Below are 24,404 nucleotides of genomic sequence, written 5' to 3'. Positions count from 1 at the left end.
TATTGAAAAGTAAAGTATTTATTTCAGATATAGTGTTTGATATTATTAAGTGGCTATTCTTGATTTTCTTCTTTTTAGCGACTCTTTACCCAATCTTAAATACATTGGCTATTTCATTTAATGATGGTTTAGACGCTATACGAGGCGGTATTTATATCTTGCCTAGAGAATTTACATTAGACAATTACCGCTCAGTGTTATCTAAAAGCTCTCTTTTGACAGGTGCCTATAACACTGTGCTAAGAACAGTGATTGCGACGATTTCGCAATTGTTCTTAACATCTCTACTCGCTTTTGTATTGAGTAGAAAAGAATTTATGTTCCGTACACCCATTACATTGTTGTTTATCTTTACAATGTATTTTAACGCTGGTTTGATACCCAACTACTTGTGGTTAAACCGCTTAGGCTTCACTAATACCTTCTGGGTATATGTTATTCCAGGTATGATTAGTGCTTTTAACTTACTGGTAATTCGGACCTATATTCGTGGAATTCCAGAAAGTTTAGTAGAATCTGCTCAGATTGATGGTGCTGGCTATCTAACAATCTTTATGAAAGTTATTATACCGTTATGTAAACCAGTATTAGCAACGGTTGCATTATTTATCGCAGTTGGCCAATGGAACTCATGGTTTGATACAATGATTTATAATGGATTTAATGAACGTTACACAACCTTGCAATATGAATTGATGAAACTCCTTTCTTCTGTAACAAGTCAAGGAGCAAATCCAAACGATGTGAAAAACGCTGGAGGATCGATGGTAACACCAACATCAATCCGAGCTGCAACGACGATTATTACAGCTTTACCTATTGTATGTTTATATCCATTTTTACAACGTTACTTTATTAGTGGTTTAACAATTGGTGGGGTAAAAGAATAAGAGGGGATAATATGTTTAAATCAAAAACTGGAACAATACTGATGGAAAAAATGAGCTGGATCGCGGACATATTAATTTTCAGCATATTGTGGTTTATTTTTTCAATCCCAATAGTGTCGGTTGGAGCAGCTACAAGTGCTATGTACCGTAGTATCCAATCGAGAATTCAAAATGGGGATGGTGAAATCTGGGGCGTTTTTTGGAGAACCTTTAAAAGTTCCTTGCCACAAGCAACTGTATCTTGGTTAATCTACCTGCTGTTAGCGCTGATATTCGGTTTAAATCAGGTTTTACTAACAAGTAATTTAGCAATGTCCTGGTTGAATCATTTTTCTCAAGTATTTCTCTTAGTCCTTTTAATTGCGATTGCACCAGTTTTAATAATGGTTTTTGCTTATACATCACGATTTGAGGATCAGTTGAAGACCGTATGGAAAAATACATCCTTGCTAGCTCTCGCTTACTTTAAAGATACGCTCTATATTTTATTTGTTTTAGCCGTATCGGTTTCGATTGTCTATCTTGTTCCAATTTTGGTTGTTTTTATACCTGCCTACGCCATTTCAAAAATTTGTCCACGCTTAGAAACGATATTCAATCGTTATACTGATGAGGATTTATTAGAAAAAACAAATAGTAATGCTACTCTTTAGATTTTTTGAAGGAGTCAAAAGCACATAGATAGAGTGTTTTTGGCTCCTTAAAAATTTTTAAAAATGAAGAAGTTATAATGGGAGGATTCTATGAAAGCAAAGTTAAAAGTACAGCGTCATCAGGAAATTAGTGAAATCGATGCACGTTTATATGGGTCATTTGTGGAACACTTAGGAAGAGCTGTCTATAACGGTATTTATGAGCCAACTCATCAAAGCTCGGATTCTGAAGGCTTTCGAGACGATGTGAAGCAACTGGTCAAGGAACTGAATGTCCCTCTCGTTCGTTATCCAGGAGGGAACTTTGTCTCTGGTTACAAATGGGAAGATGGCGTAGGACCCAAAGAGAATAGACCTCGTAAATTAGATTTAGCCTGGCGAACAATAGAAACGAACGAAGTCGGTGTCCATGAATTTGCGAAATGGGCAAAAGAAGTTGATGCAGAGGTAAATATGGCCGTTAACCTGGGGACAAGGGGGATTGAAGAAGCAATTGAGCTTCTAGAGTACTGTAACTTCGAAAGTGGCACCTACTGGAGTGATTTGAGAAAAGAACACGGCACAGAAGAGCCATTTGGATTCAAGACTTGGTGCTTGGGCAACGAGATGGATGGACCTTGGCAAATTGGTCATAAAACGGCTGACGAGTATGGTCGATTAGCTGCTGAAACTGCTAAAGCTATGAAATTAGTAGACAGTACAATCGACTTGGTTGTTTGCGGAAGCTCATCGAGCACCATGCCGACATTTGGAGACTGGGAACGGATTGTTTTAGAGCACACTTACGAATACGTAGACTATCTATCGCTACATTGCTACTATGGTAATCGTGATAATGATTTAGAAAACTATTTAGCGCAGTCATTAGATATGGATCAATTTATTAAAACGGTCGTGTCCATTTGTGATTATGTAAAAGTAAAAAAAGGAAGCGATAGGAAAATTAATCTATCTTTCGACGAGTGGAATGTTTGGTACCACTCAAATGATCAGGATGACGCTATGGAACCATGGCAAGTTGCACCACCATTACTGGAGGATATTTATAATTTTGAAGATGCGTTGTTAATCGGCTGTTTATTGATTACGTTGTTGAAGAATTCTGATCGTGTGAAGATTGCATGTTTGGCTCAATTAGTAAATGTCATTGCACCAATTATGACTGAAAATGATGGAGAGACTTGGAAGCAAACAATCTTCTATCCTTTTATGCAGGTTTCCAATTATGGACGAGGAGTTGTACTCACACCTTCTGTTGAATCAGAAGCTTACAGTGCTAAAGGGTTTAAACATGTCCCTTACTTAGAATCGATAGCAACATATAACGAAGAAAATAATGAATTGGTTGTTTTTGCTGTCAATCGTTCTCAAGACGAAGCACTTGAATTTATCTTTGAACAAGAAGGCTTTGTCTTCGATTCAATCATTGAAGAAAGCACTATGGAAGGCTTCGATATTAAAGCCGTAAATGGTGTAGGAGCAGAAGTTGTAAAACCATCCATGGTAGAAAAAGCTAAACTTGAAGGCACTTGTCTAATAACAACACTATCACCATTATCATGGAACGTGATTCGGATTAAAGTAAAATAAAGAGGCAGTTATGGAAGTGCCAGTGGATGGAAGCCATCACTGGCACTTTTTTGTTCTAGACTAGGGGATTATAAGTTCAGCCATCAATGTCTAGCTCCCAAGTCCTGACCTAGTGAAAAAAAGATAAATTTGCCCCATTGCGCGCTTCGCTGCTCGCTAACGCATATCATTCGACTAACCCGCTGAAGCGTGAAGTCTCCTGACAATTCAGGGTCAAATTTCCTATTTTTTCATAGGCCAAGGCGGACTTGTCCGCTTTTCTTAGCCCGTACTGAGCGAACTCTACCGGACGCGTGTCTCGAATGCGACCCATCTGTGAATAATACAGAGTATGGAAAGAATTTTAAACTTCAGAGAGTTTCCTTCCCTGTGCAACTGATGTTACTCGATCGTTATAGGCGCTGTCATCATCTGGTCTTACTTCTAAGACGAAACCGTTAATAGCTTTATTGGCATTCATTTCAGCGATTGATGTATAAAGTTGGCTTAAAGCTTCAGAAATGTCTTCACTTAAAAAAATACTCTTTTCAGCAATTTCTTTCGGTAATTTTTTAATGATATTGTTGCTAGCGATAATGCCAAAATTTTTGTCTATTAACAAATTTTGTGAAGAAAGAATTTCCTCAGCTGTCGCATAAACGACTTCTGTTTCAACAGAGTAATGTCTGTATTTTTGAGCGATTGTACTCATTTTTTCTTCTACAGATATTCCCAGCACTTCTTCTATTTGCTTTTTTTGAATACTTCCTGGACGAATGATGGTTGGAATATCAGTTGTTAGATCAATCACGGTTGATTCAATACCAATTTTAGAAGGACCTCCGTCGATGAAAGCTGCAACATTGTCTTGAAAATAATCCGTCACTTGCTTAAAGGATGTAGAGGATAGTTGTCCGGAAACATTTGCGGAAGTACCTGCCACGGGTCTTCCAAGCCCTCTTATTAGCAAAGTTGAAATCTCATTGTCAGGCAAACGAAATCCTACTGTTTTTTTGCCAGCATTTACATTTGGTGAGACAGTATTCTCTTTTACATTGAGAATAATGGCTAATGCTCCAGGCCAAAAAGCTGCCATTAACTTTCTGGCTGCTTCTGTAACTTCCGCTACGTCCATTACCATCTCGACATCTGAAACATGAAGAGTAACAGGATTGTCTTTAGGACGTTTTTTTACTTCAAATAATTTATCAACTGCATCATAATTTGTCGAATCAACGCCAACTCCATAGACTGTTTCAGTTGGAAAAACAACGACCTCGCCTTCTTGAAGAGCATCAATTGCTTGTTCAATTTGTAATTTAATTTGTTCGTCAATCATCTAATCACCTCAAATTTGAATAAAAAACACTCTTCGTATTATGCGCTCTTTTTGCAAAAAAGCAAAAAACTTTGCTCGTACGGTTAGAGAAAATCCGTGTTTCAAACAAAGTTTTCTTGTAGACAAGGGGACTATAAGTTCTGCACTCTATTTCGCGTTGCCAATTCGGACTTTTCCGCTTTTCTTATATCATTCAGTTCATGATTCATTCCGAGAAATGATGGCTAAATAACTCAGTAATAAATCGTCCATTGTTTTTAAATTAATACCCGTCTCCTGAAAGAAGCGGTCAATACGATACTGTAAGGTATTTCGGTGTACGTATAGTTCATTTGCCGCTTTTGATATATTTCCTAAATTATTCCACATAGACACGATCAACTCGCTTCCGCCATCAATGGAAAGAATTGATTCTTTTAATGTCTGAAGAATCGTACTTTTCGAAGTTGCTTCGTGAGAAAAATGAGTAAGAGCATTGTCTGCTAAAGTAGCAATTTTTTTTCGTTGAAAGTGAGAATGCTGATCCATAAAAATTTGCTGTTCTTCTGCGAATAGTTTAGGTAAGTTTTCTGTTACAAACCAATTTTGTCCTAAGTAGACAGAAGTTTGTACAGTAAAATCATCATCTAGAACGTTTAGTATTCCTTCGATTTCATCCAATAAATCAATATGGGTAGGATTATAGATAATCAAAACGCCATATTGCTCCGTAATAAAAAAACCATCTTCAATAAAGCTGAGTGTATTTTTGAACGAATCTAACCAGAGCTGATAATCAAATGAATCATTATTGGTAATCTTTATAGAAACTTGTAGAAGTTGGATTTTTTCATAATCGACAGGAATCTGCTTGGAGCCTTCCAATAAGAACTTTGCCCAGCGATTGGTTTGTTTCTTAAAAGGAACTGTTTCAGGAGACATTAATTGAACAATCAGTTTTTTCTCCCGTTCAGTAATGGAATCGTTTGGAAAGTGAACCCATTTCTCTTCATATGGCACACTAAAATAGTCTTCTCCTACCCAGGAAGAGTTATTGATTTGTATTTCCGGGAATAGTTCTTGTAATAAGTCATCAATCAAAATGTTCCCCCACAATCAAAATAATAGTAAAAAGTATACTTTGTCAGTATTATTTTATCATTAACTCGTAAGAATTGCTAAGAGCACTCAAAGAAATATGCTATAGTTAAGTGGAAAAGAGGGTTGGTATGGAGCAGAATCAGAAGGAGTTTTTTATGAGTGAAGCACTCAAAGAAGCAAGAAAAGCGAAGAATATAGGAGAAGTTCCCATCGGTGCGGTAATTGTCTTGGATGGAACGATAATTGGACGCGGGCATAATGAACGAGAAACTTCGAATGATGCGACAACACATGCTGAAATGAATGCCATCCGACAAGCAAATAAAAAACTGGATAATTGGCGTCTGGAAGATGCAGAAATGTTTGTAACGCTAGAGCCTTGCCCAATGTGTAGCGGGGCTATTATTTTATCCCGTATCAAAAAAGTTTATTATGGAGCTTCCGACTTAAAAGCAGGAACTGCTGGAACATTAATGAACCTACTGGAAGATGAACGGTTCAATCATCAAGCTGAAGTTGAAAGAGGACTTTTACTTGAAGAGTGTAAAGAGCTTCTACAATCTTTTTTTCGAGAGTTACGTAAAAAGAGAAAAGCAGAAAACAGAAAACACCTGAAGCGAACAAAGGCAGCTGAATAGAATCTAAAAAATGTCTTGCCATCTGCAAGCGAATTATGTTATACTGGTGTTTGCCGAAAGGCCTTATGGCAATGGCGGTCTTGTGAATGAGTCAGGTCCGGAAGGAAGCAGCTATAAGCTCGATTCGCCATGTGCTGTAAGTTAATCTAATAATAAGCAAGGTCTGGAATGAATATTCCAGACCTTTTTTCTATTTTTCAAAAACCTCTGGCTACGCTGAAGGTACCAAAGAGCTTCAAGCGTGGGGCAAAAATTCTTTGGATTTTCCCTCTATTCGATTGGTCAGGATTTTGTGAATGGATTCCTATAAACTTAAAAAGCCAAGAGCCTGTTTTTAAACAGTGCTCTTGACTAAAAGGGGAGTTATACAGAGTTATCTGCGTGTATCTCTGTCTTCTAAATCAATGACGTTCGGGTCACCAGTCGTGCCTTCTTCGCCATCAATGTAGCTAGTTCCTTCCACCTCGTCCACCAAGACTCCATCTTGTGGTATATCGTCGGGATCATGGTGATCTTTGTGGACTACTTGAAAAGGTTCGTTAGAATCAATAACATCCTCTTCGCTTGGAGGCGTATAAGTTGTTTCTTCTTCTAAAATATCTTCGTTGTATTTAATATCTGGATGGGAATCTTCTTCTAAAGTTGCTTCTTTCATCGCTTCAGATGGAGAAGCATCTCTTTCTTTAACTGCACCAGGGTTTCCTTCTGTTGCATCGATGTTTAATTTGGCTTCTCTGTTTAGAAGATCCTCTACTAAAATGATAATTTTTCCATCCTCTAAGTCAGAGCGATAACCAGCTATCATCGCATCAGTGTCATCCTCACCTTCTGGCAGCGGTTCGCTTGTATTTCGATCAACTACGTCTTGATTAAGGAAAAAACCTGTAAAAGTTTGGGCAAAGCGTTCCCAGAATGAAACTTCTTCTGCATTTGGTAAAGACGAAGACTCTTCATTTTTAACCTCTGCATTAGTTCCTCTTTCAATATTACGAATATCCTCTTCGTTATTAGCAATAATCGTAATGGCGCTTTCAGGATAACCATCTGCTTCTAAAACACGTAAAGCATCTTTTACTTCAGTAACAGTTGCATATGGACCTTTTATAAATTTAGCCATAGTATTTCCCTCAACTTTCCTTAAGATCAGATTTTGTATTACGTTCAACATAAGTGTATCTGAAAAAGAAGATCACTGCAAAAGATACGGTTAATTCTAATAAAAAATAAATTAAGAAGTTGTCATGATGGCAACAACAAGTGTGCCATACCCAATTGATTCATAGTAATCTTTCAGTGGATCAGCTTGGCCTTCAAAAAGCGGATTTCTTTTATAAAAATCCTCATATTCCTGCAGGTGCAAAATACTGTGGACATTTTCCAAAAGACGATGAGAAGAAAAAATAGAGCCATCTTTTTTTCTTAGATCATAATTATTTCGAATCGTATCTTTACTCGCCTGATTGGTAATGATATAAATATTGTCTTTCGAAACACCGTTTTCTCGTAATTGATCCACGGAGTCCATAATTTCAGCAATTGAAGTTGAACGGAATTTTACAGTGAGTTTCATCTTTCATTCCTCCTTTACAAGCATAACCATGCTTGCATTCTCTTTCGATAATTCTATTATCTAATGAAAAAGTAAAATACGCTAGTGACAACGTTTTAAACGTGAAAAACATTGGTAGAACAATGATTTTTCAGGAGAGGAGAGTAGAACCCAGCCCTTTCTATTTTCCTCTTTTTACCGTATAATGAAGAAATGAAGAACAAAGGGAAAGAGGGGGAAGAATGAGCTATCAGGCACTTTATCGAGTATGGCGTCCACAACGGTTTGATGATATTGCTGGTCAAGAAGCAGTTACTCGGACATTAAAAAATGCATTGATACAAGGAAAGAACAGTCATGCTTATTTGTTTACTGGACCAAGGGGAACAGGGAAAACAAGTGCAGCGAAAATATTCGCTAAGGCCATCAACTGTCCGAACCAAGAAGATGGCGAACCTTGTAACCAATGTGAAATCTGCCAAGCGATTACAGAAGGCAGACTAAATGATGTAATTGAAATTGATGCTGCCAGTAATAACGGTGTTGAAGAAATCAGAGATATTCGTGATAAAGCACGTTATGCCCCTACCCAAGCAGAATATAAAATTTATATTATCGATGAAGTTCATATGCTCTCAACAGGAGCATTTAATGCATTACTGAAAACGTTGGAGGAACCGCCTGCCAAAGTAATCTTTATATTAGCAACGACAGAACCACATAAGATACCATTGACCATCATTTCGCGGACACAACGTTTTGATTTTAAGAGAATTACTTATCAAGCGATTTTGTCACGAATGAGTTATATTTTAGAACAAGAAGGAATTAAGTACGAGGAACAGGCGCTTCACGTCATTGCTCGTGCGGCGAACGGCGGTATGCGTGATGCCTTAAGTTTACTAGACCAAGTGATTTCCTATGACTCGGACTGTGTAACTTTCGATCATGCTATTCAAGTTTCAGGAAGTTTAACAGAAGAAATGATGATTGCATTCCTGGAGGCTTTATGGAATGGTAATGCAGAATCGGCGCTTCATATTCTGCATGATATTTTAGAAAATGGGAAAGAAGCAGGACGCTTTCTAGAAGAGATGATTCTTTTTTCTCGAGATATTCTCGTTTATAAGCAAACAGAAAATCAAGCCGACTCAAGTGAACAAACGACGGAACAATTTCGATCTTTCTCAAAAGAAGTAAACAGTTCCTTTTTGTATCGAGCTGTAGAAGAATTCAGCTACACACAAAAAGAAATGCGTTTTTCTACACAACCAGATGTTTATCTGGAAGTATTGGCCGTAAAACTCTCTCAATCGGACGTAGTCGTAACAATTCCTGCTGAGGTAAGTGAGAGCCATACAAACCCACAAGATGTAAGCCGTCTAGAAAAAGAAGTTGCTTCTTTGAAAAAAGAATTGGCAGCCCTGTTAGATAGCGTTAAAAATGGTACGATTCAAGCAAGTGATACACCAGCTGCCAAGCCAACCACATCGCGGCTAGCAGTTTCTAAAAATGGAAGCAGTTTTAAGCCAAACTTTACTCGCATCCAAGCCATCATGAGGTCTGCTTCTAAACAGGAGTTAGTAAATGTAAAATCGAACTGGGTGGATATTTTGGATACATTGTCTGTAACGCAAAGAGCTGTGTTACGGCAAGCTGAACCAGTTGCTGCAAATGCCGAAGCATGTATTTTATCATTTGAGTATGAGATTTTGTGTCAAAAAGCAAGTGAAGACGAAGAATTGCGAGCAGCTCTGGAAGAGGCAATCAGTAGAATGTCGAATCGTCCTGGAGACTTTGTCTGTGTTACAGCGGAACAATGGGGATCATTGCGTAAAAGCTATGTACAAGAACTAAAAGCTCGAAAGCATGAACCGTCTTCTGCTGCCAGTGAAAGAGAGAACCAAACAGACGAGAAACAAGAGCAACCAAAAAGAACCAATATTCCGGCAGACCAACCTTTAGCGGATTATGATGACCGGGATGCGCCACCGATTTTTGATGATTTAGCCATTGAAATGAGTCCTTCTGATGAAGAAGAAACGAAACAACAAGAAGTGGTTGAGCAGGCAATTAGTATATTTGGAAAAGAGAACATTACAGTAATTAACGAATAGGAGAGAAAAAATATGCGTGGAAATATGGGAAATATGCAAGGCATGATGAAACAAATGCAAAAAATGCAAAAACAAATTGAGGAAACACAAGAAGTATTGAATCAAACAGAGTATGTGGGGGCAGCAGCTAATGATTTAGTCATGATCACAATGACCGGCGATAAAAAGGTTGTTGATGTAAAAGTAAAAGTGGAAGCAGTTGATCCAGACGACGTTGAAATGCTGCAAGATCTTATCTTGATGGCAACCAATGATGCTCTTGAGAAAGTAGAAACCGATCAGACAGCAAAATTAGGCAAATTTGCAAAAGGAATGCCTGGTTTTTAGGAACGAAAAATAAAGGAGCAGAGTAGGAATGCAGTATCCAGAACCAATAGCGAAATTAATCGAGAGCTTCATGAAGCTGCCTGGAATTGGCCAAAAGACAGCAGCTCGTCTGGCATTCTTTTGTTTAGATATGCAGGAAGAGGAAGTTGTCCATTTTGCTAATGCTTTAATCAGTACAAAAAGGGACTTGCACTACTGCTCAAAATGTGGAAACATCACAGAAAGCGATCCGTGTATCATTTGTTCTGATGAAACGAGATTACGGTCTACTGTGTTAGTAGTGGAAAACCCAAGAGATATTATGTCTATGGAAAAAATCCGAGAGTATAATGGTTTGTATCATGTCTTGCACGGTGTTCTTTCGCCGATGGAAGGGACCGGACCAGAAGATTTGAACATTCCTAATTTAATTAAACGCCTGCAAGAAGAAGAAATCAATGAAGTCATTATTGCGACGAATGCAACAGCCGAAGGAGAAGCGACGGCCATGTATCTTTCGCGTTTGATAAAACCAGCAGGTATTAAAGTAACTCGTTTGGCATATGGTTTGGCAGTCGGAAGCGATATTGAATATGCGGATGAGATGACGTTATTCCGAGCGATCGATGGAAGACGCGAACTGTAACAGCTTAAGTAAGGAGTTTGAAAAATAGTAATGGCATTCCACTTACTGAATAAAAAACAAAAAAATCATTATCAGAAACGCATAGTGGATGAACAACTTACGGAAACAATGAAAGAAGTTTATCATAAGTACCAGTTACTCCAAGAGTTGGAAAATGCCGCTTATGATGTCTCCGATGATCTTTATATTTTAAGGAAAATAGAAGGTGCCAAATATCTTTTTTTAATGAGAGAAGCACGTTGCCGCAATATTTCAGGAGATATTTCTACGCCTAAAAAAGCAAAAACTTTTCGTGTAAAGAAACGTGGTTACCAACGAGATCACTTATTTACTCAAGAGTGAGACGATTGTCTTATATAAAAAGAGGGACAAGTAGCGTATAATGAAACTATACGAAACAAGGAGCAGAACATGAACGGAATATTTATCACATTAGAAGGACCGGATGGATCAGGAAAAACAACTGCCTTGCAGGCGATTGCGAAACAATTGCCTGAATATACGGACAAAAAGATTGTTACGACACGAGAACCAGGTGGTAGTCCGATTGCAGAAAGAATAAGAACGATTATATTGAATCCGGAACATACCGAAATGGATGCGCGAACCGAAGCATTACTTTATGCGGCAAGTCGCAGACAACACTTAGTCGAAAAAGTGATACCTGTTCTAACAAACGGTGACCTCGTTTTATGTGATCGTTTTGTAGATAGCTCCATTGCCTATCAAGGATACGCGAGAGGCATTGGGGAGGAAGGAATTTTCCAAATCAATGACTTTGCGACAGAGGGGATTCAACCCGACTTAACACTATATATCGATATCGATCCAGAAGAAGGAATTAATCGAATTCAACGAAGTGAAGGCAGTCGGGAAAACAACCGCCTAGACCAAGAAAAATTGACTTTCCATGAAAAAGTACGTGAAGGCTATTTGCAATTATTGAAAAAACATCCCAATCGGATCGTTAAGATTGATGGAAGCCAGAGCCCTGAAAAAGTGGCTGAAAATTGTATAGAACAAATTTTGACTCATTTTTCAACTAACAAGAAATTATAAAGAAGAAAGAGGAGATTGATATGAAACTAATTATGGCTGTTATTCAAGATAAAGATAGTGCATTGCTATCAGATGAGTTGGTAGAAGCGAATATTCGAGCAACGAAACTATCTTCAAGTGGCGGGTTTCTTCGCTCCGGAAATACAACCTTTATGATTGGGGTAGAAGACGACCGTGTTGAAGAGGTTCTCAATATCATCAAGGTAAACTGTGAATCAAGAGAGCAATACACAACTTCACCAGTGAGCTTAGACGTTTCATTGGATAGTTCCATTCCGTACCCAATGCAAGTTCATGTTGGCGGTGCGACAGTATTTGTTCTTCCAGTAGAAAGTTTTCATCGATTCTAATGAATGAGATGTCAGTAAAAGAGAAGCAACCCAGACTTCTGGAATTGTTTGTTCGTTCCATCAGAAATCAGCGATTAGGCCATGCCTATCTTTTTGAAGGAGCACGAGGAACAGGAAAAAAAGAATTAGCAAACTGGATTGCCCGTACTATTTTCTGTGAAAACCCTCAAGATGGAAACCCGTGCTTTTCCTGTCGAAGCTGCTTACGGATTGATGAAGGAAATTTACCTGATTTAATTGAGCTGGCACCCGATGGTCAATCAATCAAGGTTGACCAGATTCGGCAGTTAAAAACAGAGTTTTTCAAGAGCTCAGTAGAAAGCAGCAAGAAAGTTTATATAATTGAAGATGCTGAGAAAATGACCATTAGTGCTGCAAATAGTCTTCTAACATTTTTAGAAGAACCTGGGAAAGATACTTATCTATTTTTGCTAACAACGGTAAAGGAAAACATTTTGCCTACCATTCGTTCGCGATGTCAAATCATCCATTTTCAACCGCTAAAGCGAGAAGTTATGGAAGAGCTGTTGTTGTCTGCAGGTATTGACTCGCAAGACGCAGAATTATTATCTGCTGTCACGAACGATTTGGAAGAGGCAAAAGGATTAGCTGAAGACGAATTATTTCATGCGTTAAAGGAAAAAAGTTGGAATTGGTTCAAGCTATTAACCTCTTCTGATCCCATGGCATTTATCTATGTTCCAACAAGCTTGTTGGAAATTTTAAAAGATAAGTCCCATAGTCTGTTTTATTTAGATTTATTATTGTTCCATTATCGCGATTTATTGTATGTATCTTTTGGAAATGAAGAGGCAGTTGTACAAAAAAAACAATTGCCAGAATATAAAAAAATGGCACAGTTTTTAAAAGACTCTAAAAAGATTACACAAGCAATTGAAAGTATTTTACAAGGCAAACAAGCTTTAAATGCAAATGTACAAACGCAGGGTGTCTTAGAAAGCATTGTACTTAAAAATCAATAGTAAAATCGCATCAACAAAGCAAAGGAGCGTAATGGTATGAAAGAAGTAATGGGCCTGAGGTTTATCCCGAATGGAACGATTTTTTACTATGAAAAGGGGAACCAGTCTTATCAATTAAATGAAAAACTGATTGTTCAGCATGGTGAAAATGAGGAGATTGCCAAAGTTGTCATTTATTCAAAAAAATGCCATGAGCAAGATGCTGCATATGCTTCTGATAATATTATTCGGAAAGCAGAAGATGCTGATTTAATAAAAGAAGAGAAAAACAAGATTGAGGCGGCACAAGCTCTGCGGATCGCCAAAGAACGAGCAAGAGAAAATAAGCTGGAAATGAAAATCATAAAAGCTCAGTATTCTTTTGATCGTCAAAAACTAACTTTCTTATTTAGTGCAGCTGGCCGGGTTGATTTTCGCGTATTAGTAAGGGAGCTCGCTTCAATTTTCCGAACAAGAATTGAATTACGTCAAATTGGCGCACGGGATGAAGCAAAAATCCTTGGGGGAATTGGCCCTTGCGGTCGACCATTGTGTTGTTCGACTTTCCTAGGAGACTTCATGCCAGTTTCGATTAAAATGGCAAAAGATCAAGGTTTGTCGTTGAATTCAGCAAAAATATCTGGAATTTGCGGTCGTTTAATGTGCTGTCTGAACTTTGAAAATGAGGCCTATGAAGAATTAAAACGTAGTCTGCCTGATTATGGCGAAAAGATTGATACACCAGAGGGTCAAGGGAAAGTAATCGGTCTGAATATTCTATCTCAGATTGTAACGGTTCGCTTCTTCAAGGATAACAAGACCGCGGATTATACGTGGGAAGAATTAAAAGGCGAATTAGTATAGTTGTCGTAACTAGTGAAGAAAACAAAAAAATGTGAGTGAATAAAATGGATAAACGAGCCTTGTTTGATCAGTTTCACCGTATGGAAAGTCGTGTTTCCGCAGTTGGAGAAGACTTAATCGATGTTCAGGAGAAATTAAATCAATTAATCGAGGAAAATACAACTTTACAGATTGAGAACCAACATTTACGGGACCGAATTGACTATTTGACGAAACAAATGGAAGAAAATGCAGCAAGCATTGAACCTGAAATGTCTAAATCACGATTAAATTTACAAAAATTATATGAAGATGGCTTTCATGTCTGTAATGTCTATTACGGTAGTCGCCGTTTAGATGATGAGTCATGTGTATTTTGTTTGGATGTCATCTACGGAGAACGGGAGCAACGCCATTGAATGAATCAAGTCAAAAGAAGAGTCAGTTACTAAAAGCGGGAGAACGCTTGGATATATTAAAGAAAGAAAACATCCAAATCATACAAAGCCCCTCCGTTTTTTCTTTTTCTTTAGATGCGGTATTATTAGCGAACTTTGCTTCCGTACCTTCTAGCCGTAAAACAAAAATCGTCGATTTTTGTTCGGGTAATGGAGCGGTTGCTTTTTTATTAACCGGAAAAACGACCAACCCGATTATCGGTGTGGAGATACAGGATAGGTTAATTGATATGGCTAAAAGAACCGTTCAATTGAATGAACTAGAAGATCGGGTATCTTTTATTCAGGCTGATATTAATGAGATTACAAGTGAAATTCAGCCAGATTCTGTAGATATCATTACTTGCAATCCACCTTATTTTAAAAATATTCCTTCAAGTACAAAAAATACTTATTCGGAATTTACGATTGCCAGACATGAAATAAAACTAAACTTGAATCAATTAATGAAAAAAACAGGCCAGCTCTTAAAAATGAACGGGAAGGCATATTTTGTGCACCGTCCAGATCGACTATTGGAAATACTGGATACCATGCGGGCGAATCGTCTAGCTCCTAAAAAGATTCAGTTTATCTATCCAAAAGCTGGTAAAGAAGCGAATATGATATTAATTGAAGCAATCAAAGATGGTAAGGAAGATGGTCTGCACATCTTGCCGCCCTTTTATGTACACGATGAAACAGGCGAATATACCAAAGAAGTGAAGGCGATTCTTTTTGGTGAATAAGGAACAAAATACAAACCAAGAGAAGCGCCATTATTTTTATGTATTGGAGTGTGCAGACCGGTCTTTTTACGCCGGTTACACAACCGAACCGGAACGGCGTGAAAAGGAACATAATACTGGAATTGGATGTAAATATACAAAAAGCAGGCGTCCTGTCAGAATGATTCACCGAGAAGGATTTGCTACGCGGAGTGAAGCAACGAAGGCAGAGGCTGCTTTTAAAAAGTTAACTCGGAAAGAAAAGGAAAAGAGGGTAGGAAGAGATGGAGACACAGAAGAGTTATGAAGTTCAGACAACGGGAACGTTGTATCTTGTTCCTACACCGATTGGGAATTTAGGAGATATGACTTTTCGAGCGGTAGAGGTACTGAAAGAGGTTGATTGGATTGCTTCTGAAGATACAAGAAATACTCGAAAGTTATTAACTCATTTTGATATTTTGACTCAACAGCTTAGTTTTCATGAGCATAATACCCAAGAACGCATTCCGCAGCTTATAGCGATGTTAGAGTCGGGAGAATCGATTGCACAGGTAAGTGATGCAGGAATGCCTTCGATCAGCGACCCTGGCCATGAGCTCGTTCAAGCTTGTATTGAAGCCAGTATCCCGGTTGTACCTTTACCCGGAGCGAATGCAGGTATTACTGCGTTGATTGCTTCCGGTCTCACGCCGCAGCCTTTTACCTTTATTGGATTTTTAAAAAGAAAGAAAAAAGACCAGCGTGCACAATGGAAAGCTTTGGAGCAAAAAGAAGAGACGATGATTTTTTATGAATCTCCTTATCGTTTAAAGGAGACGATCGAGAATCTAGCTGCCGTGCTGGGTGAAGAACGCCGCGTAGTCATTTGTCGTGAATTGACGAAACGCTATGAGGAATTTGTCCGCGGAAATGCAAAAGATGTATTAGAATGGTTGAATCAGAAAACCGTAAAGGGAGAAATTTGTTTACTTGTAGAGGGTAATCAAAATCCAGAAGCAGTTGTCGAGAAAGAGCCATTTCCTGAAGATTTGAAAGAACATGTTGAAATAGTTATGCAGGAAGAAGATGTTTCTTCCAAAGACGCTATTAAGCAAGTCGCGAAATTAAGAAATAGAAAGAAACAAGAAGTATATCAAGCCTATCACGAGATTTAAAAGGGGGAAAGCCGATGATTTTCTATGTTTTCAGTATGTTGAGTTTGTTTGCTTTTATCATGCTTTCATTAAAACAAAAACATTCTCAAGGGAAAATCATCTTTCTCTTTGGTGCGGGCTTGGCCGTTTTTTTCGGAATTATTCAAAGGCGCGCTATGCCAATGGAGTCAGTAGTGGTTCGGTGGGCAATTCTCTTTATGAAATTTATTTATAGCGTAGCACCTTATTTTCTAGGATTATTCAGTATGATAACGCTTGTTCACGCTGTTCAAAGACTGCAAAAACGAAGGAAATCACGAAAGTATTTAGCTCTTGTAGCTTTAAGTTTCTTGCTGCTTTTTTTAGTAGTCATTGTCATTTGGAACAAATTTACCATTCAATTAAGATGGATTCACTCTTTAGAATATTTGCTAGCATATGTATTGATATATATGGTTTTTTCTTTCTTACTGTTTGTAATAAGTGTCATAATCCACCAATTTAAACAAATACAGTTAAGCCAAGACTATCTTATTGTGCTAGGAACGGGCATATTACCCGATGGAACAGTAAGTAAAATTCTGCAATATCGTCTGGACAAGGCTCTCTCTTTTTATAAAAAACAAAAAGAACAGGGTGAAGAACCAGTTACTTTAATTGTGAGCGGTGGAAAAGGACCAGACGCGCCTCAATCAGAAGCAGAAGTAATGAAGCAATACCTCATTCAAAAAGGGATGGATCCTCAAAATATCATAGCAGAAATGAATTCCGTAAATACCCATCAAAATTTCCTCTTTAGTAAAAACATTATTACAAAGAAAAAAATTGGGGACAAGGGAGTTTTTGTTACGAATAGTTTCCACATTCTTCGCAGCAGCTTATATGCACGTCAATTGGGTGTAGATGCAATTGGAATCGGCGCCAAGACACCTTGGCATTATTTACCCTATGCTTTGGTGCGTGAATACATTGCCTTATTATTAATTTATCGTCATTTTCATATTGCAACAGCTTTGTTATTTTTAGGAATTGCTCTTATATTAAGGTGAAAAGAACTTTCTTCAGGTGAAGTTAGTTCTTTTTTTGTATATAAAAGTATGGAGCAATTTGTTTCAAAATCTTATAGAAGATAGTTCAACAACTTATACAAATATGCTGTTGTTTCCTTACAATAAGTAGTAACAACGAGAGTTCTTACTATGACAAAAGAAAGAGGCGTATCATGGCTGCTTATTTATTCACTCATTTTATTGGAGAACAAAAAGATGGAGAGCAAGTATATTTTAGTATCAGCAAAGATGGATTAAACTTTTTAGACTTGAATCAAGGAACGCCTATTTTAAAAAGCAAGCTCGGAGAAAAAGGGGCACGCGATCCCTTTCTTATTCAAGGAGAAAATAAATATTTTTTAATTGCGACTGATCTTCGTATTGAAAAAGAACTTGGCTGGGATCATGCACAAGCGAATGGAAGCCGGGATATCCTTATTTGGGAATCGACAGATTTAGTTTATTGGAGGGAACCGTGGACGGCAACCATCGCTCCTAAGGAAGCAGGAAATTTATGGGCACCGGAGGCTATCTATGATCCACAGGCAGAAGCGTTTCTTGTCTTTTTTGCCTCAAAAGTAAATGGAAAGCACAATATTTACTATACTCATACGACTGATTTTCGTTCATTTACTGAAGCTGAGTTGTTTATAGAAAAAAGTATGAATGTCATTGATACAACTATTACGCTTAGTGATGGCTACTATTACCGCTTCACAAAAAACGAAGAAAACAGTCGGATTTTTATGGATCGAAGCCAGACATTACTTGGAGAATATGAAGAAGTTCATTCAGACTATCTCGAGCATTTAGAAGGTGTAGAAGGACCGCAAATTTATCAATTGTCGGATGGAAAGTGGGCATTGATTGTGGATGAATTTAAAAAAGGAACAGGCTATACGATTGCAATTAGTGAAGATCTTTCAACAGGCTACTTCGAGCCTGCTCCACAGTTTAACTTTGGAAAGTCTATTAAGCGTCATGGAAGTGTGCTTAAAATTAACGATGAAGAATATAATCAATTACTTAAATATTATCACCAACAAAATCCTGTATTGGACGGTTTATATGCCGATCCGGACTTGGTTGTATTTAACGAAAAATTTTACATATACCCGACATCAGATGGCTTTACCAATTGGTCAGGTACGAGTTTTTCAGTGTTTGAATCAGAAGATTTAATCAATTGGGAAAATAAAGGAGTCATTCTTGATTTGGCTTCAAGTCAAGTGAAGTGGACAATTGGAGGAGCTTGGGCGCCGTGTGCAACGGAGAAAGATGGAAAATTTTATTATTACTTTACTGGAAAGAGTATTGAGGGTCGTTCTGGAATCGGAGTGGCATATTCTGATAGTCCAACCGGTCCTTTTATTGCAGAAGATGAGCCTTTATTGAGCCCTGATTTGATTGAAGATTATTCATTAAATATGAGCCAAGTCATTGATCCATCGGTCTACAATGAAAATGACAAATATTATCTGCTATTTGGCAATTCAGCAGGGGGAACAGCTGCCATTGTTGAACTAGCTGATGATATGAGATCAGTGAAGATGGAGAGTTTGAAAGAATATGAAGGTTTGAAAGACTTTCGAGAAGCTATTACGGTTTTGAAACGTGATAACATCTACCATTTTACTTGGTCAGGAGAAGATACCCGTAGTGAAAATTACCATGTTAATTATGGTACATCGGATTCCCTCTATGGACCGATTCATTACCATTATCCGATTCTACAAAAGAATGTGGATAAAGGAATTTTAGGAACTGGACATCACAGTATTTTAGAATATGAAGGGCAATATTACATTGCCTATCATAGCTTCGGGCTGCCATTCTCAGACTTTCAGGATGAAGAAAGAGGTTATAACCGACAAACTCGCATTTCGCCGCTAGATTTTAATGAAGATGGATTAATGAGACGAGTAATTGTATAAAAAATAAAGTGGAAAAAAAGGCGATTAGCTCCGAATCACTGGAGCGAATAAGCACAGGATGGATGCAGTCCATCCGAGCTTTATTCGTGAAGTGACGTCGGAGCTGCCTTTTTGAGCACGTTTACGCTTCGTTATTCAGGTATAGGAAAGAGGCAAAATGAATTAAGATTTATTTTTTTGCGGGTTTTAGAAGGAGCGAGGCCATAATGTTTTTTGAAGAGTTTACTAAAATAGAATGGATCTTGATATCCTACTTCTTCGGAGATTTCTTTGATCGTCAGATTTGTATGGATGAGTAATTCATATGCATGCTTTAATCGAATTTCAATGAGATACTTAATTGGACTTTTACCTGTAATGGTACGAAAAACCTTTGATAACTGAGTGGGACTTATGTAGAGCATGTCTGCTAAAGTTTCTAATGTAATATCCTCCTGATGATGATTCTCAAGGTAGTAAACCGTGTGATTCACGAGTGTTTGTTTTTTCTTATCTTTTTCGGAGATATTTGCTAAGAATTCATCTGATTGTTGAGAACTTAAGCATCTTAAAATTAATACAAGCATCTCAAGAAGAATCCCTTTTCCCATGAGTTCATGATGTAAACCATGATTATTGAACTCATTTGTAAGCTGCCATGCTTTTTTTACAAATTCCTCTTTATAAATTCCCAGATCAAGGACGGGGTTTTTATTTGGGAAATTATTAAAAGGCAGTCCTTCAATGAGGATGTTGGAAAGTCCGATATGAAGTTCGTGAGATTCCATTCCTCTCGGGTGAATTTCCGTATGAGGGATACCAGGATTGAAAAGCAAAGCATCACCAGCATGTAATCTTGTACGTGTCTCGTTGAATTCATAATCAACCGTTCCCTCCAGTACGATACTAATCTCAATAAAATCATGATGATGATATCCTCTAAGATTCTTCTTTTCATTCCAAAAATCAACAACATATATGATTTCAGGATTAAATATATTTGAATGAATATGGTACATGATTGCCTCCTATTAAAAACAACGATAGCAGATGGATAATCTTTTCTTTCTTTATATCATATAATACATGAAAATGTATCAGATAGACCATGTTATTTGGTAAACTATTTAGTAAAATTATACCAAAGACTAGATGCTCTTATAAAAAGAAAGCGATTTCTTATTATAGTATTATATTGAAAGAAGGGAACGAGCTCATAAATGAAAAAATTATATTTGAAAGATTGGTTGTTTTTAAGAGAAGAAGAAAAGGAAGCTTGGAAAAAGGATTTCGATGATTCTTCTTGGAAAAAAATAAAAGTTCCTCATGACTGGAGCGTAGAATATCCATTTGAAAAATGTTTTTCAAGTGGAACGGGGTACTTACCGGGCGGGGTTGGATGGTATCGGACTAAATTATCTTTAAAAGAACTAGGAGATTTAACAAATAAAATCGTAAAAATCCATTTTGAGGGTATATACAAGAACGCTCGTGTTTGGATTAATGGCTATCATATGGGCTTAAGACCTTCTGGATATGCTTCATTTCACTATGATTTAACGGATATCCTGCCTTATGCACCGGACGATGACTTGATCATAAGCGTACGAGTAGAGCGATCTGATTTGGCAGATTCAAGGTGGTACAATGGAAATGGAATTAATCGAAATGTTTCTATTGAAGTGCACGACTGCATTTATATTGAAGACTATGGAACAGTTTTTTCAACTCCTGATGTAAATAAACAAGAAGCAGAAGTAGTAATCGAACATCAAATAACAAATTCATCGAACCAGGATAAAGTAGTAACCATTATACAATCCCTTGAGAGTTTACAAACAAAAAAGGCAGTTACATTCGAACAAGAAGTTAACCTTTTAGCAGGGAAAAGCCAGGCAGTTAAACTATACAAAAAAATTAGCAATCCGGAATTGTGGTCGCCTGCGCAGCCAAATTTGTATCGTTTACATACTAAATTGAAATTTCAAAATGATTTTATGGAAGAAAATGAGAACGTATACACAGAGCACGTAGGGATCAGAGAATTCAATTTTGATTCAAACAGTGGGTTCTACTTGAATGGGAAGCAGACAAAGATTAAAGGAGTTTGTCTTCATGAAGATGCAGGATCTTTTGGAACAGCAGTGCCAGTCTCTGTGTGGACTCGACGATTATTGAAATTAAAAGAAATGGGAACAAATGCAATCCGCATGGCGCACAACCCACATTCTTTTGATTTGTATCGATTATGTGATGTGTTAGGGTTTTTAGTATTTGACGAAGCTTTTGACGAGTGGGAGAATCCTAAAAATAAATGGTGGCAAGGGCACAATATTTATCCTCCAAAATTAGAAGGGGCAGCAGAGCATTTTCCTAATTGGTATGAGGAAGATTTAAAAAATATGATTTTGCGCAATCGAAATCATCCTTCTATTATTGCATGGAGTATTGGGAATGAAATTGATTATCCGAACGATCCATATGCAAATCCAATTTTCGCTGAAATGACAGGTAATAACGATAAAAGCAAGCCAGCCGCTGAGAGGATTTATAATCCCCATCGTCCGGACATGAGAAGATTAAGTACAATAGCTGATAAGTTAATCAAAATAACAAAAGAACTCGACCCGACTCGACCTGTTACTTTAGCAGCAGCATTTCCTGAATTATCTACCAAAATAGGTTTAATTGATAATCTTGATGTAGTTGGATACAACTATAAAGAACATTTGTATGAGGAAGATCACGAAAGATTTCCTGACAAGCCATTCATAGGAAGTGAGAATGGTCATGGATTTAAAGAGTGGAAATTTGCAAAAGACTTGCCATACATATCTGGACAATTTTTATGGACAGGAATTGATTATTTAGGAGAAGCTCATGGTTGGCCGATTCACGGATCTGGTGCAGGGCTACTGACTTTAGCAGGATTTGAAAAGCCAAGTTATTATAAACGGAAAAGTTGGTGGAGCTTTGAACCTACTGTTTATCTAACGACGCTTCCATATGATAAAAACAGCGAACATCCTGAATGGGAACCGACTTTTAGGAAATGGGAGTATTTAACCGATCAAGAAGTAGAAGTAAGATGTTACACGAATTCAGAAAGTATACAATTAAAGATAGGAGAGCAAATAGTCTCAGAAGTATCTTATAATGAAGACTATGGTTACTATTCGGCAGTAGTGAAGTATAAAGGACAGTCCTTAAGTGTTGAAGCAAAATTTGAAGAAACGTTCCTTGTGGATGAAATAAGTCCTGCTTACTCTCCAGCTGCGTTGGATGTTGAGATAGCAGATATTCCTACAGCGTGGATCCGTAAAATAGAAAGTGCTGACTTAAATTTCGAAAAAAATCTTTATCAACTTGAATGCCAGTTAATTGATCAAGAAGGGAAACCAACATTATCAGAGGTTCCTGTGTATGTAGAAGTAGAGAATGGGACATTATTAGGATTGGAAAATGGTGATTTGTCTGATATTACATCATATTCAGAAACGTTTAGAAGAACGTTTCAAGGGAAATTGATGTGTTTTGTGGAAGGAGATATTGGAAAGGAAACATATATCACCATGCGTTCACCTGGCCTTCCTGTTAGTCAACTTAAATTAGAGAACAAGCAGGAGGACTCATGAATAAAAAGGAATTTTTAATCATTCCCATCATTTTAATAAGTAGTATAGCTGGTGGATGCAGTTCGAATGAAGAGAGTGCTGCAGTAAAGGATGATACAAACTTAGAGGAAGCAGTAGAAACAGCGACTGTAAAAATTGATTTGGAAGAGACGTTCCAAACAGTTGAAAGCATTGGTGCTAGTGGGGCTTGGTGGAGCCAAGATATAGGTGGTTGGACTGAAGAAGAGACCTCTGAGCTTTCAAAAAGAGAATTTATTGCTCAACTGTTATTCGATCAAAAAGATGGAATTGGACTTACTTCTTATCGATATAATCTGGGAGCAGGAAGTACGTTAGAGAATAGTCCCAAGATAGACGATCCATGGAGACGGGCAGAAAGTTTTGAAGAAGAACCAGGAACATATAATTGGACGAATGATGAGAATGCTCAATGGATGTTAAAAAAAGCAGTTGAATATGGACTGGATGATATCTATTTATTTGTCAACAGTCCCTTGACCCGACTCACTAAAAATGGTTCTGCATATGGCGATATGATTGAGGGACAGAGTAGTAACTTGGCCTCTGAAAATTATCAATCTTTTGCAAATTATGTATATGATGTTACAGAATACTTTTTACAAGAAGAAATTCCGGTTACTCACGTGTCCCCTATTAATGAACCACAATGGGATTGGACTGGAGGACAAGAAGGAAATCATTACGAGCCAGAAGAAATGGTCGCTCTTTTAGAAGTGTTTATAGACGAGAAGAATAGACGGCCTGACTTGGAAAAGGTTGCTTTATCGATGCCAGAACTTGGAGAGTGGGCAAATAGTAGTAATGAATATTTCAATAAGATTATTGAGAATGAAATTTTAATGAATTATTTTGACACTTGGGAAGTTCACTCATACTGGTCGAACTACATCGCAAAAACAGATTTCAAGAAGTGGTTGGACGAAAAGGAACTGGATATTACATTGAAGATGTCTGAATGGACAGAAATGGTTAATGGTCGCGATTATACAATGGACTCTGCACTAACATTAGCTAACGAATTCCACGACGATATGACAATTCTTAATGTAATAGCTTGGCAATATTGGATTGCTGTAAGTAGTTATGACTATCGAGATGGATTGATTTATGTGGATCTAGATACTAAAGAAATCCTTCCAACAAAACGTCTTTGGGGAATGGGAAACTTTAGTAAATTTATTCGTCCAGGATATACAAGAGTTTCCTCAATCAGCGAGGATAAAGAGTTGAACACGATTAGCTTTTTGGGAACGAACGAAAGAGATGAAGAAGAAATTATTATAGTAATGATTAATAATGGCTTTTTTGAAAAAGAAATTGATATAGAAGGAATTGAGTTTGAGGATATTATTAGTTATACCACAGATAGTGAAATGGATTTAGAAGAACAAGCAATCGATAATCAGGGAATTATTGTACCAAGGCAATCAATTGTTACCTTAAAAATTTTAAATACTAATACTAAATAACAACATGAAAAGAGG

Annotated in this window: 25 protein-coding genes and 1 other RNA gene; 21 read left to right on the top strand and 5 right to left on the bottom strand. The window is 37.5% G+C overall.

Annotated features, from left to right (window positions below; all coding sequences use genetic code 11):
• Positions 1 to 2: 2 nt before the first annotated feature.
• The 3 genes from EJN90_RS05480 (at position 3) to arfA (ending at position 3,133) form a co-directional block, all read left to right on the top strand.
• The gene (locus tag EJN90_RS05480) at positions 3 to 890 is read left to right on the top strand and encodes a carbohydrate ABC transporter permease (RefSeq protein ID WP_227872590.1); all 888 of its coding nucleotides are present in this window, start codon (positions 3 to 5) and stop codon (positions 888 to 890) included.
• 11 nt (positions 891 to 901) lie between these two features.
• Positions 902 to 1,543 (top strand): YesL family protein, encoded by a 642-nt coding sequence (locus EJN90_RS05475; protein ID WP_126109313.1) that lies wholly within the window; start codon positions 902 to 904, stop codon positions 1,541 to 1,543.
• A gap of 90 nt (positions 1,544 to 1,633) precedes the next feature.
• The gene (arfA, locus tag EJN90_RS05470) at positions 1,634 to 3,133 is read left to right on the top strand and encodes an arabinosylfuranosidase ArfA (RefSeq protein WP_126109311.1); all 1,500 of its coding nucleotides are present in this window, start codon (positions 1,634 to 1,636) and stop codon (positions 3,131 to 3,133) included.
• Positions 3,134 to 3,476: 343 nt separating this feature from the next.
• On the opposite strand, the gene EJN90_RS05465 is transcribed toward arfA, so the two are convergent.
• A complete protein-coding gene (locus EJN90_RS05465; RefSeq protein WP_126109309.1) occupies positions 3,477 to 4,451 on the bottom strand; it encodes an L-threonylcarbamoyladenylate synthase in 975 nt (324 codons plus the stop codon).
• Between the two features lie 198 nt (positions 4,452 to 4,649).
• Positions 4,650 to 5,531, bottom strand: a complete 882-nt coding sequence (locus tag EJN90_RS05460; protein WP_126109307.1) for a helix-turn-helix domain-containing protein — start codon at positions 5,529 to 5,531, stop codon at positions 4,650 to 4,652.
• A gap of 128 nt (positions 5,532 to 5,659) precedes the next feature.
• On the opposite strand from EJN90_RS05460, the gene tadA reads away from it, so the two are divergent.
• Entirely contained in the window at positions 5,660 to 6,169 is a 510-nt protein-coding gene (gene tadA, locus EJN90_RS05455; protein WP_126109305.1) for a tRNA adenosine(34) deaminase TadA, read from the top strand.
• Positions 6,170 to 6,229: 60 nt separating this feature from the next.
• An RNA gene (ffs, locus tag EJN90_RS05450) (signal recognition particle sRNA small type) lies at positions 6,230 to 6,315 on the top strand.
• Positions 6,316 to 6,542: 227 nt separating this feature from the next.
• Here ffs and EJN90_RS05445 read toward each other — a convergent pair.
• Complete coding sequence (locus EJN90_RS05445; RefSeq protein WP_164544015.1) at positions 6,543 to 7,286, bottom strand: general stress protein; 744 nt, start codon at positions 7,284 to 7,286, stop codon at positions 6,543 to 6,545.
• Between the two features lie 111 nt (positions 7,287 to 7,397).
• Positions 7,398 to 7,739, bottom strand: a complete 342-nt coding sequence (locus EJN90_RS05440) for a general stress protein (protein WP_126109300.1) — start codon at positions 7,737 to 7,739, stop codon at positions 7,398 to 7,400.
• Positions 7,740 to 7,960: 221 nt separating this feature from the next.
• On the opposite strand from EJN90_RS05440, the gene dnaX reads away from it, so the two are divergent.
• The 14 genes from dnaX to EJN90_RS05370 all read left to right on the top strand — a co-directional run bounded on the left by dnaX (position 7,961) and on the right by EJN90_RS05370 (position 19,285).
• Complete coding sequence (dnaX, locus tag EJN90_RS05435; protein WP_126109298.1) at positions 7,961 to 9,835, top strand: DNA polymerase III subunit gamma/tau; 1,875 nt, start codon at positions 7,961 to 7,963, stop codon at positions 9,833 to 9,835.
• Between the two features lie 12 nt (positions 9,836 to 9,847).
• Positions 9,848 to 10,162, top strand: coding sequence for a YbaB/EbfC family nucleoid-associated protein (locus EJN90_RS05430; RefSeq protein WP_126109296.1), 315 nt, complete (start codon positions 9,848 to 9,850; stop codon positions 10,160 to 10,162).
• A gap of 28 nt (positions 10,163 to 10,190) precedes the next feature.
• Entirely contained in the window at positions 10,191 to 10,787 is a 597-nt protein-coding gene (recR, locus tag EJN90_RS05425; RefSeq protein WP_126109294.1) for a recombination mediator RecR, read from the top strand.
• Positions 10,788 to 10,817: 30 nt separating this feature from the next.
• On the top strand, positions 10,818 to 11,129 hold the full coding sequence (locus tag EJN90_RS05420) for a DUF2508 family protein (RefSeq protein WP_126109292.1): 312 nt from the start codon (positions 10,818 to 10,820) through the stop codon (positions 11,127 to 11,129).
• 69 nt (positions 11,130 to 11,198) lie between these two features.
• Positions 11,199 to 11,846, top strand: a complete 648-nt coding sequence (gene tmk / locus EJN90_RS05415; RefSeq protein WP_126109290.1) for a dTMP kinase — start codon at positions 11,199 to 11,201, stop codon at positions 11,844 to 11,846.
• 20 nt (positions 11,847 to 11,866) lie between these two features.
• Entirely contained in the window at positions 11,867 to 12,196 is a 330-nt protein-coding gene (locus tag EJN90_RS05410; RefSeq protein ID WP_126109288.1) for a cyclic-di-AMP receptor, read from the top strand.
• Positions 12,196 to 13,179: a DNA polymerase III subunit delta' gene (gene holB / locus EJN90_RS05405; protein ID WP_126109286.1), complete on the top strand. Its 984-nt coding sequence runs from the start codon at positions 12,196 to 12,198 to the stop codon at positions 13,177 to 13,179. The genes EJN90_RS05410 and holB overlap by 1 nt, the downstream gene beginning before the upstream one ends.
• Before the next feature lie 36 nt (positions 13,180 to 13,215).
• Positions 13,216 to 14,022 (top strand): PSP1 domain-containing protein, encoded by an 807-nt coding sequence (locus EJN90_RS05400; protein WP_126109284.1) that lies wholly within the window; start codon positions 13,216 to 13,218, stop codon positions 14,020 to 14,022.
• Between the two features lie 44 nt (positions 14,023 to 14,066).
• Positions 14,067 to 14,420 carry a DNA replication initiation control protein YabA gene (locus tag EJN90_RS05395; RefSeq protein WP_126109282.1) on the top strand — a complete coding sequence of 118 codons (354 nt, stop codon included), beginning with the start codon at positions 14,067 to 14,069 and terminating at the stop codon, positions 14,418 to 14,420.
• Positions 14,417 to 15,187: a tRNA1(Val) (adenine(37)-N6)-methyltransferase gene (locus tag EJN90_RS05390; RefSeq protein ID WP_227872589.1), complete on the top strand. Its 771-nt coding sequence runs from the start codon at positions 14,417 to 14,419 to the stop codon at positions 15,185 to 15,187. Before EJN90_RS05395 ends, EJN90_RS05390 begins: the two co-directional genes overlap by 4 nt.
• Positions 15,180 to 15,473 (top strand): GIY-YIG nuclease family protein, encoded by a 294-nt coding sequence (locus tag EJN90_RS05385; RefSeq protein ID WP_126109278.1) that lies wholly within the window; start codon positions 15,180 to 15,182, stop codon positions 15,471 to 15,473. Before EJN90_RS05390 ends, EJN90_RS05385 begins: the two co-directional genes overlap by 8 nt.
• Entirely contained in the window at positions 15,451 to 16,323 is an 873-nt protein-coding gene (rsmI, locus tag EJN90_RS05380; protein WP_126109276.1) for a 16S rRNA (cytidine(1402)-2'-O)-methyltransferase, read from the top strand. Before EJN90_RS05385 ends, rsmI begins: the two co-directional genes overlap by 23 nt.
• A gap of 14 nt (positions 16,324 to 16,337) precedes the next feature.
• The gene (locus tag EJN90_RS05375) at positions 16,338 to 17,351 is read left to right on the top strand and encodes a YdcF family protein (RefSeq protein WP_126109274.1); all 1,014 of its coding nucleotides are present in this window, start codon (positions 16,338 to 16,340) and stop codon (positions 17,349 to 17,351) included.
• A 173-nt stretch (positions 17,352 to 17,524) separates the two neighbouring features.
• Complete coding sequence (locus tag EJN90_RS05370) at positions 17,525 to 19,285, top strand: family 43 glycosylhydrolase (protein WP_126109271.1); 1,761 nt, start codon at positions 17,525 to 17,527, stop codon at positions 19,283 to 19,285.
• A 131-nt stretch (positions 19,286 to 19,416) separates the two neighbouring features.
• On the opposite strand, the gene EJN90_RS05365 is transcribed toward EJN90_RS05370, so the two are convergent.
• Positions 19,417 to 20,283, bottom strand: a complete 867-nt coding sequence (locus EJN90_RS05365) for an AraC family transcriptional regulator (RefSeq protein WP_126109269.1) — start codon at positions 20,281 to 20,283, stop codon at positions 19,417 to 19,419.
• A gap of 201 nt (positions 20,284 to 20,484) precedes the next feature.
• Here EJN90_RS05365 and EJN90_RS05360 point away from each other — a divergent pair, with 201 nt between their 5' ends.
• Together EJN90_RS05360 and EJN90_RS05355 are read left to right on the top strand one after the other, a co-directional pair.
• Positions 20,485 to 22,899, top strand: coding sequence for a glycoside hydrolase family 2 TIM barrel-domain containing protein (locus EJN90_RS05360; RefSeq protein ID WP_126109268.1), 2,415 nt, complete (start codon positions 20,485 to 20,487; stop codon positions 22,897 to 22,899).
• Positions 22,896 to 24,389 (top strand): glycoside hydrolase family 30 protein, encoded by a 1,494-nt coding sequence (locus EJN90_RS05355; RefSeq protein ID WP_126109266.1) that lies wholly within the window; start codon positions 22,896 to 22,898, stop codon positions 24,387 to 24,389. Before EJN90_RS05360 ends, EJN90_RS05355 begins: the two co-directional genes overlap by 4 nt.
• Positions 24,390 to 24,404: the final 15 nt, after the last annotated feature.

Origin of the sequence: Jeotgalibaca ciconiae, from assembly GCF_003955755.1 — a bacterium.
Lineage (GTDB): Bacteria > Bacillota > Bacilli > Lactobacillales > Aerococcaceae > Jeotgalibaca > Jeotgalibaca ciconiae.
This window is presented reverse-complemented; position numbering and strand designations above follow the sequence as displayed.

Excerpts from the sequence above, each read along its gene's own strand:
- EJN90_RS05475 (WP_126109313.1), top strand. The coding sequence starts at position 902 with ATGTTTAAATCAAAAACTGGAACAATACTGATGGAAAAAATGAGCTGG.
- arfA (WP_126109311.1), top strand. The coding sequence starts at position 1,634 with ATGAAAGCAAAGTTAAAAGTACAGCGTCATCAGGAAATTAGTGAAATC.
- EJN90_RS05465 (WP_126109309.1), bottom strand. The coding sequence starts at position 4,451 with ATGATTGACGAACAAATTAAATTACAAATTGAACAAGCAATTGATGCT.
- tadA (WP_126109305.1), top strand. The coding sequence starts at position 5,660 with ATGGAGCAGAATCAGAAGGAGTTTTTTATGAGTGAAGCACTCAAAGAA.
- EJN90_RS05445 (WP_164544015.1), bottom strand. The coding sequence starts at position 7,286 with ATGGCTAAATTTATAAAAGGTCCATATGCAACTGTTACTGAAGTAAAA.
- EJN90_RS05440 (WP_126109300.1), bottom strand. The coding sequence starts at position 7,739 with ATGAAACTCACTGTAAAATTCCGTTCAACTTCAATTGCTGAAATTATG.
- dnaX (WP_126109298.1), top strand. The coding sequence starts at position 7,961 with ATGAGCTATCAGGCACTTTATCGAGTATGGCGTCCACAACGGTTTGAT.
- EJN90_RS05430 (WP_126109296.1), top strand. The coding sequence starts at position 9,848 with ATGCGTGGAAATATGGGAAATATGCAAGGCATGATGAAACAAATGCAA.
- recR (WP_126109294.1), top strand. The coding sequence starts at position 10,191 with ATGCAGTATCCAGAACCAATAGCGAAATTAATCGAGAGCTTCATGAAG.
- EJN90_RS05420 (WP_126109292.1), top strand. The coding sequence starts at position 10,818 with ATGGCATTCCACTTACTGAATAAAAAACAAAAAAATCATTATCAGAAA.
- tmk (WP_126109290.1), top strand. The coding sequence starts at position 11,199 with ATGAACGGAATATTTATCACATTAGAAGGACCGGATGGATCAGGAAAA.
- EJN90_RS05410 (WP_126109288.1), top strand. The coding sequence starts at position 11,867 with ATGAAACTAATTATGGCTGTTATTCAAGATAAAGATAGTGCATTGCTA.
- holB (WP_126109286.1), top strand. The coding sequence starts at position 12,196 with ATGAATGAGATGTCAGTAAAAGAGAAGCAACCCAGACTTCTGGAATTG.
- EJN90_RS05400 (WP_126109284.1), top strand. The coding sequence starts at position 13,216 with ATGAAAGAAGTAATGGGCCTGAGGTTTATCCCGAATGGAACGATTTTT.
- EJN90_RS05395 (WP_126109282.1), top strand. The coding sequence starts at position 14,067 with ATGGATAAACGAGCCTTGTTTGATCAGTTTCACCGTATGGAAAGTCGT.
- rsmI (WP_126109276.1), top strand. The coding sequence starts at position 15,451 with ATGGAGACACAGAAGAGTTATGAAGTTCAGACAACGGGAACGTTGTAT.
- EJN90_RS05375 (WP_126109274.1), top strand. The coding sequence starts at position 16,338 with ATGATTTTCTATGTTTTCAGTATGTTGAGTTTGTTTGCTTTTATCATG.
- EJN90_RS05370 (WP_126109271.1), top strand. The coding sequence starts at position 17,525 with ATGGCTGCTTATTTATTCACTCATTTTATTGGAGAACAAAAAGATGGA.
- EJN90_RS05365 (WP_126109269.1), bottom strand. The coding sequence starts at position 20,283 with ATGTACCATATTCATTCAAATATATTTAATCCTGAAATCATATATGTT.
- EJN90_RS05360 (WP_126109268.1), top strand. The coding sequence starts at position 20,485 with ATGAAAAAATTATATTTGAAAGATTGGTTGTTTTTAAGAGAAGAAGAA.
- EJN90_RS05355 (WP_126109266.1), top strand. The coding sequence starts at position 22,896 with ATGAATAAAAAGGAATTTTTAATCATTCCCATCATTTTAATAAGTAGT.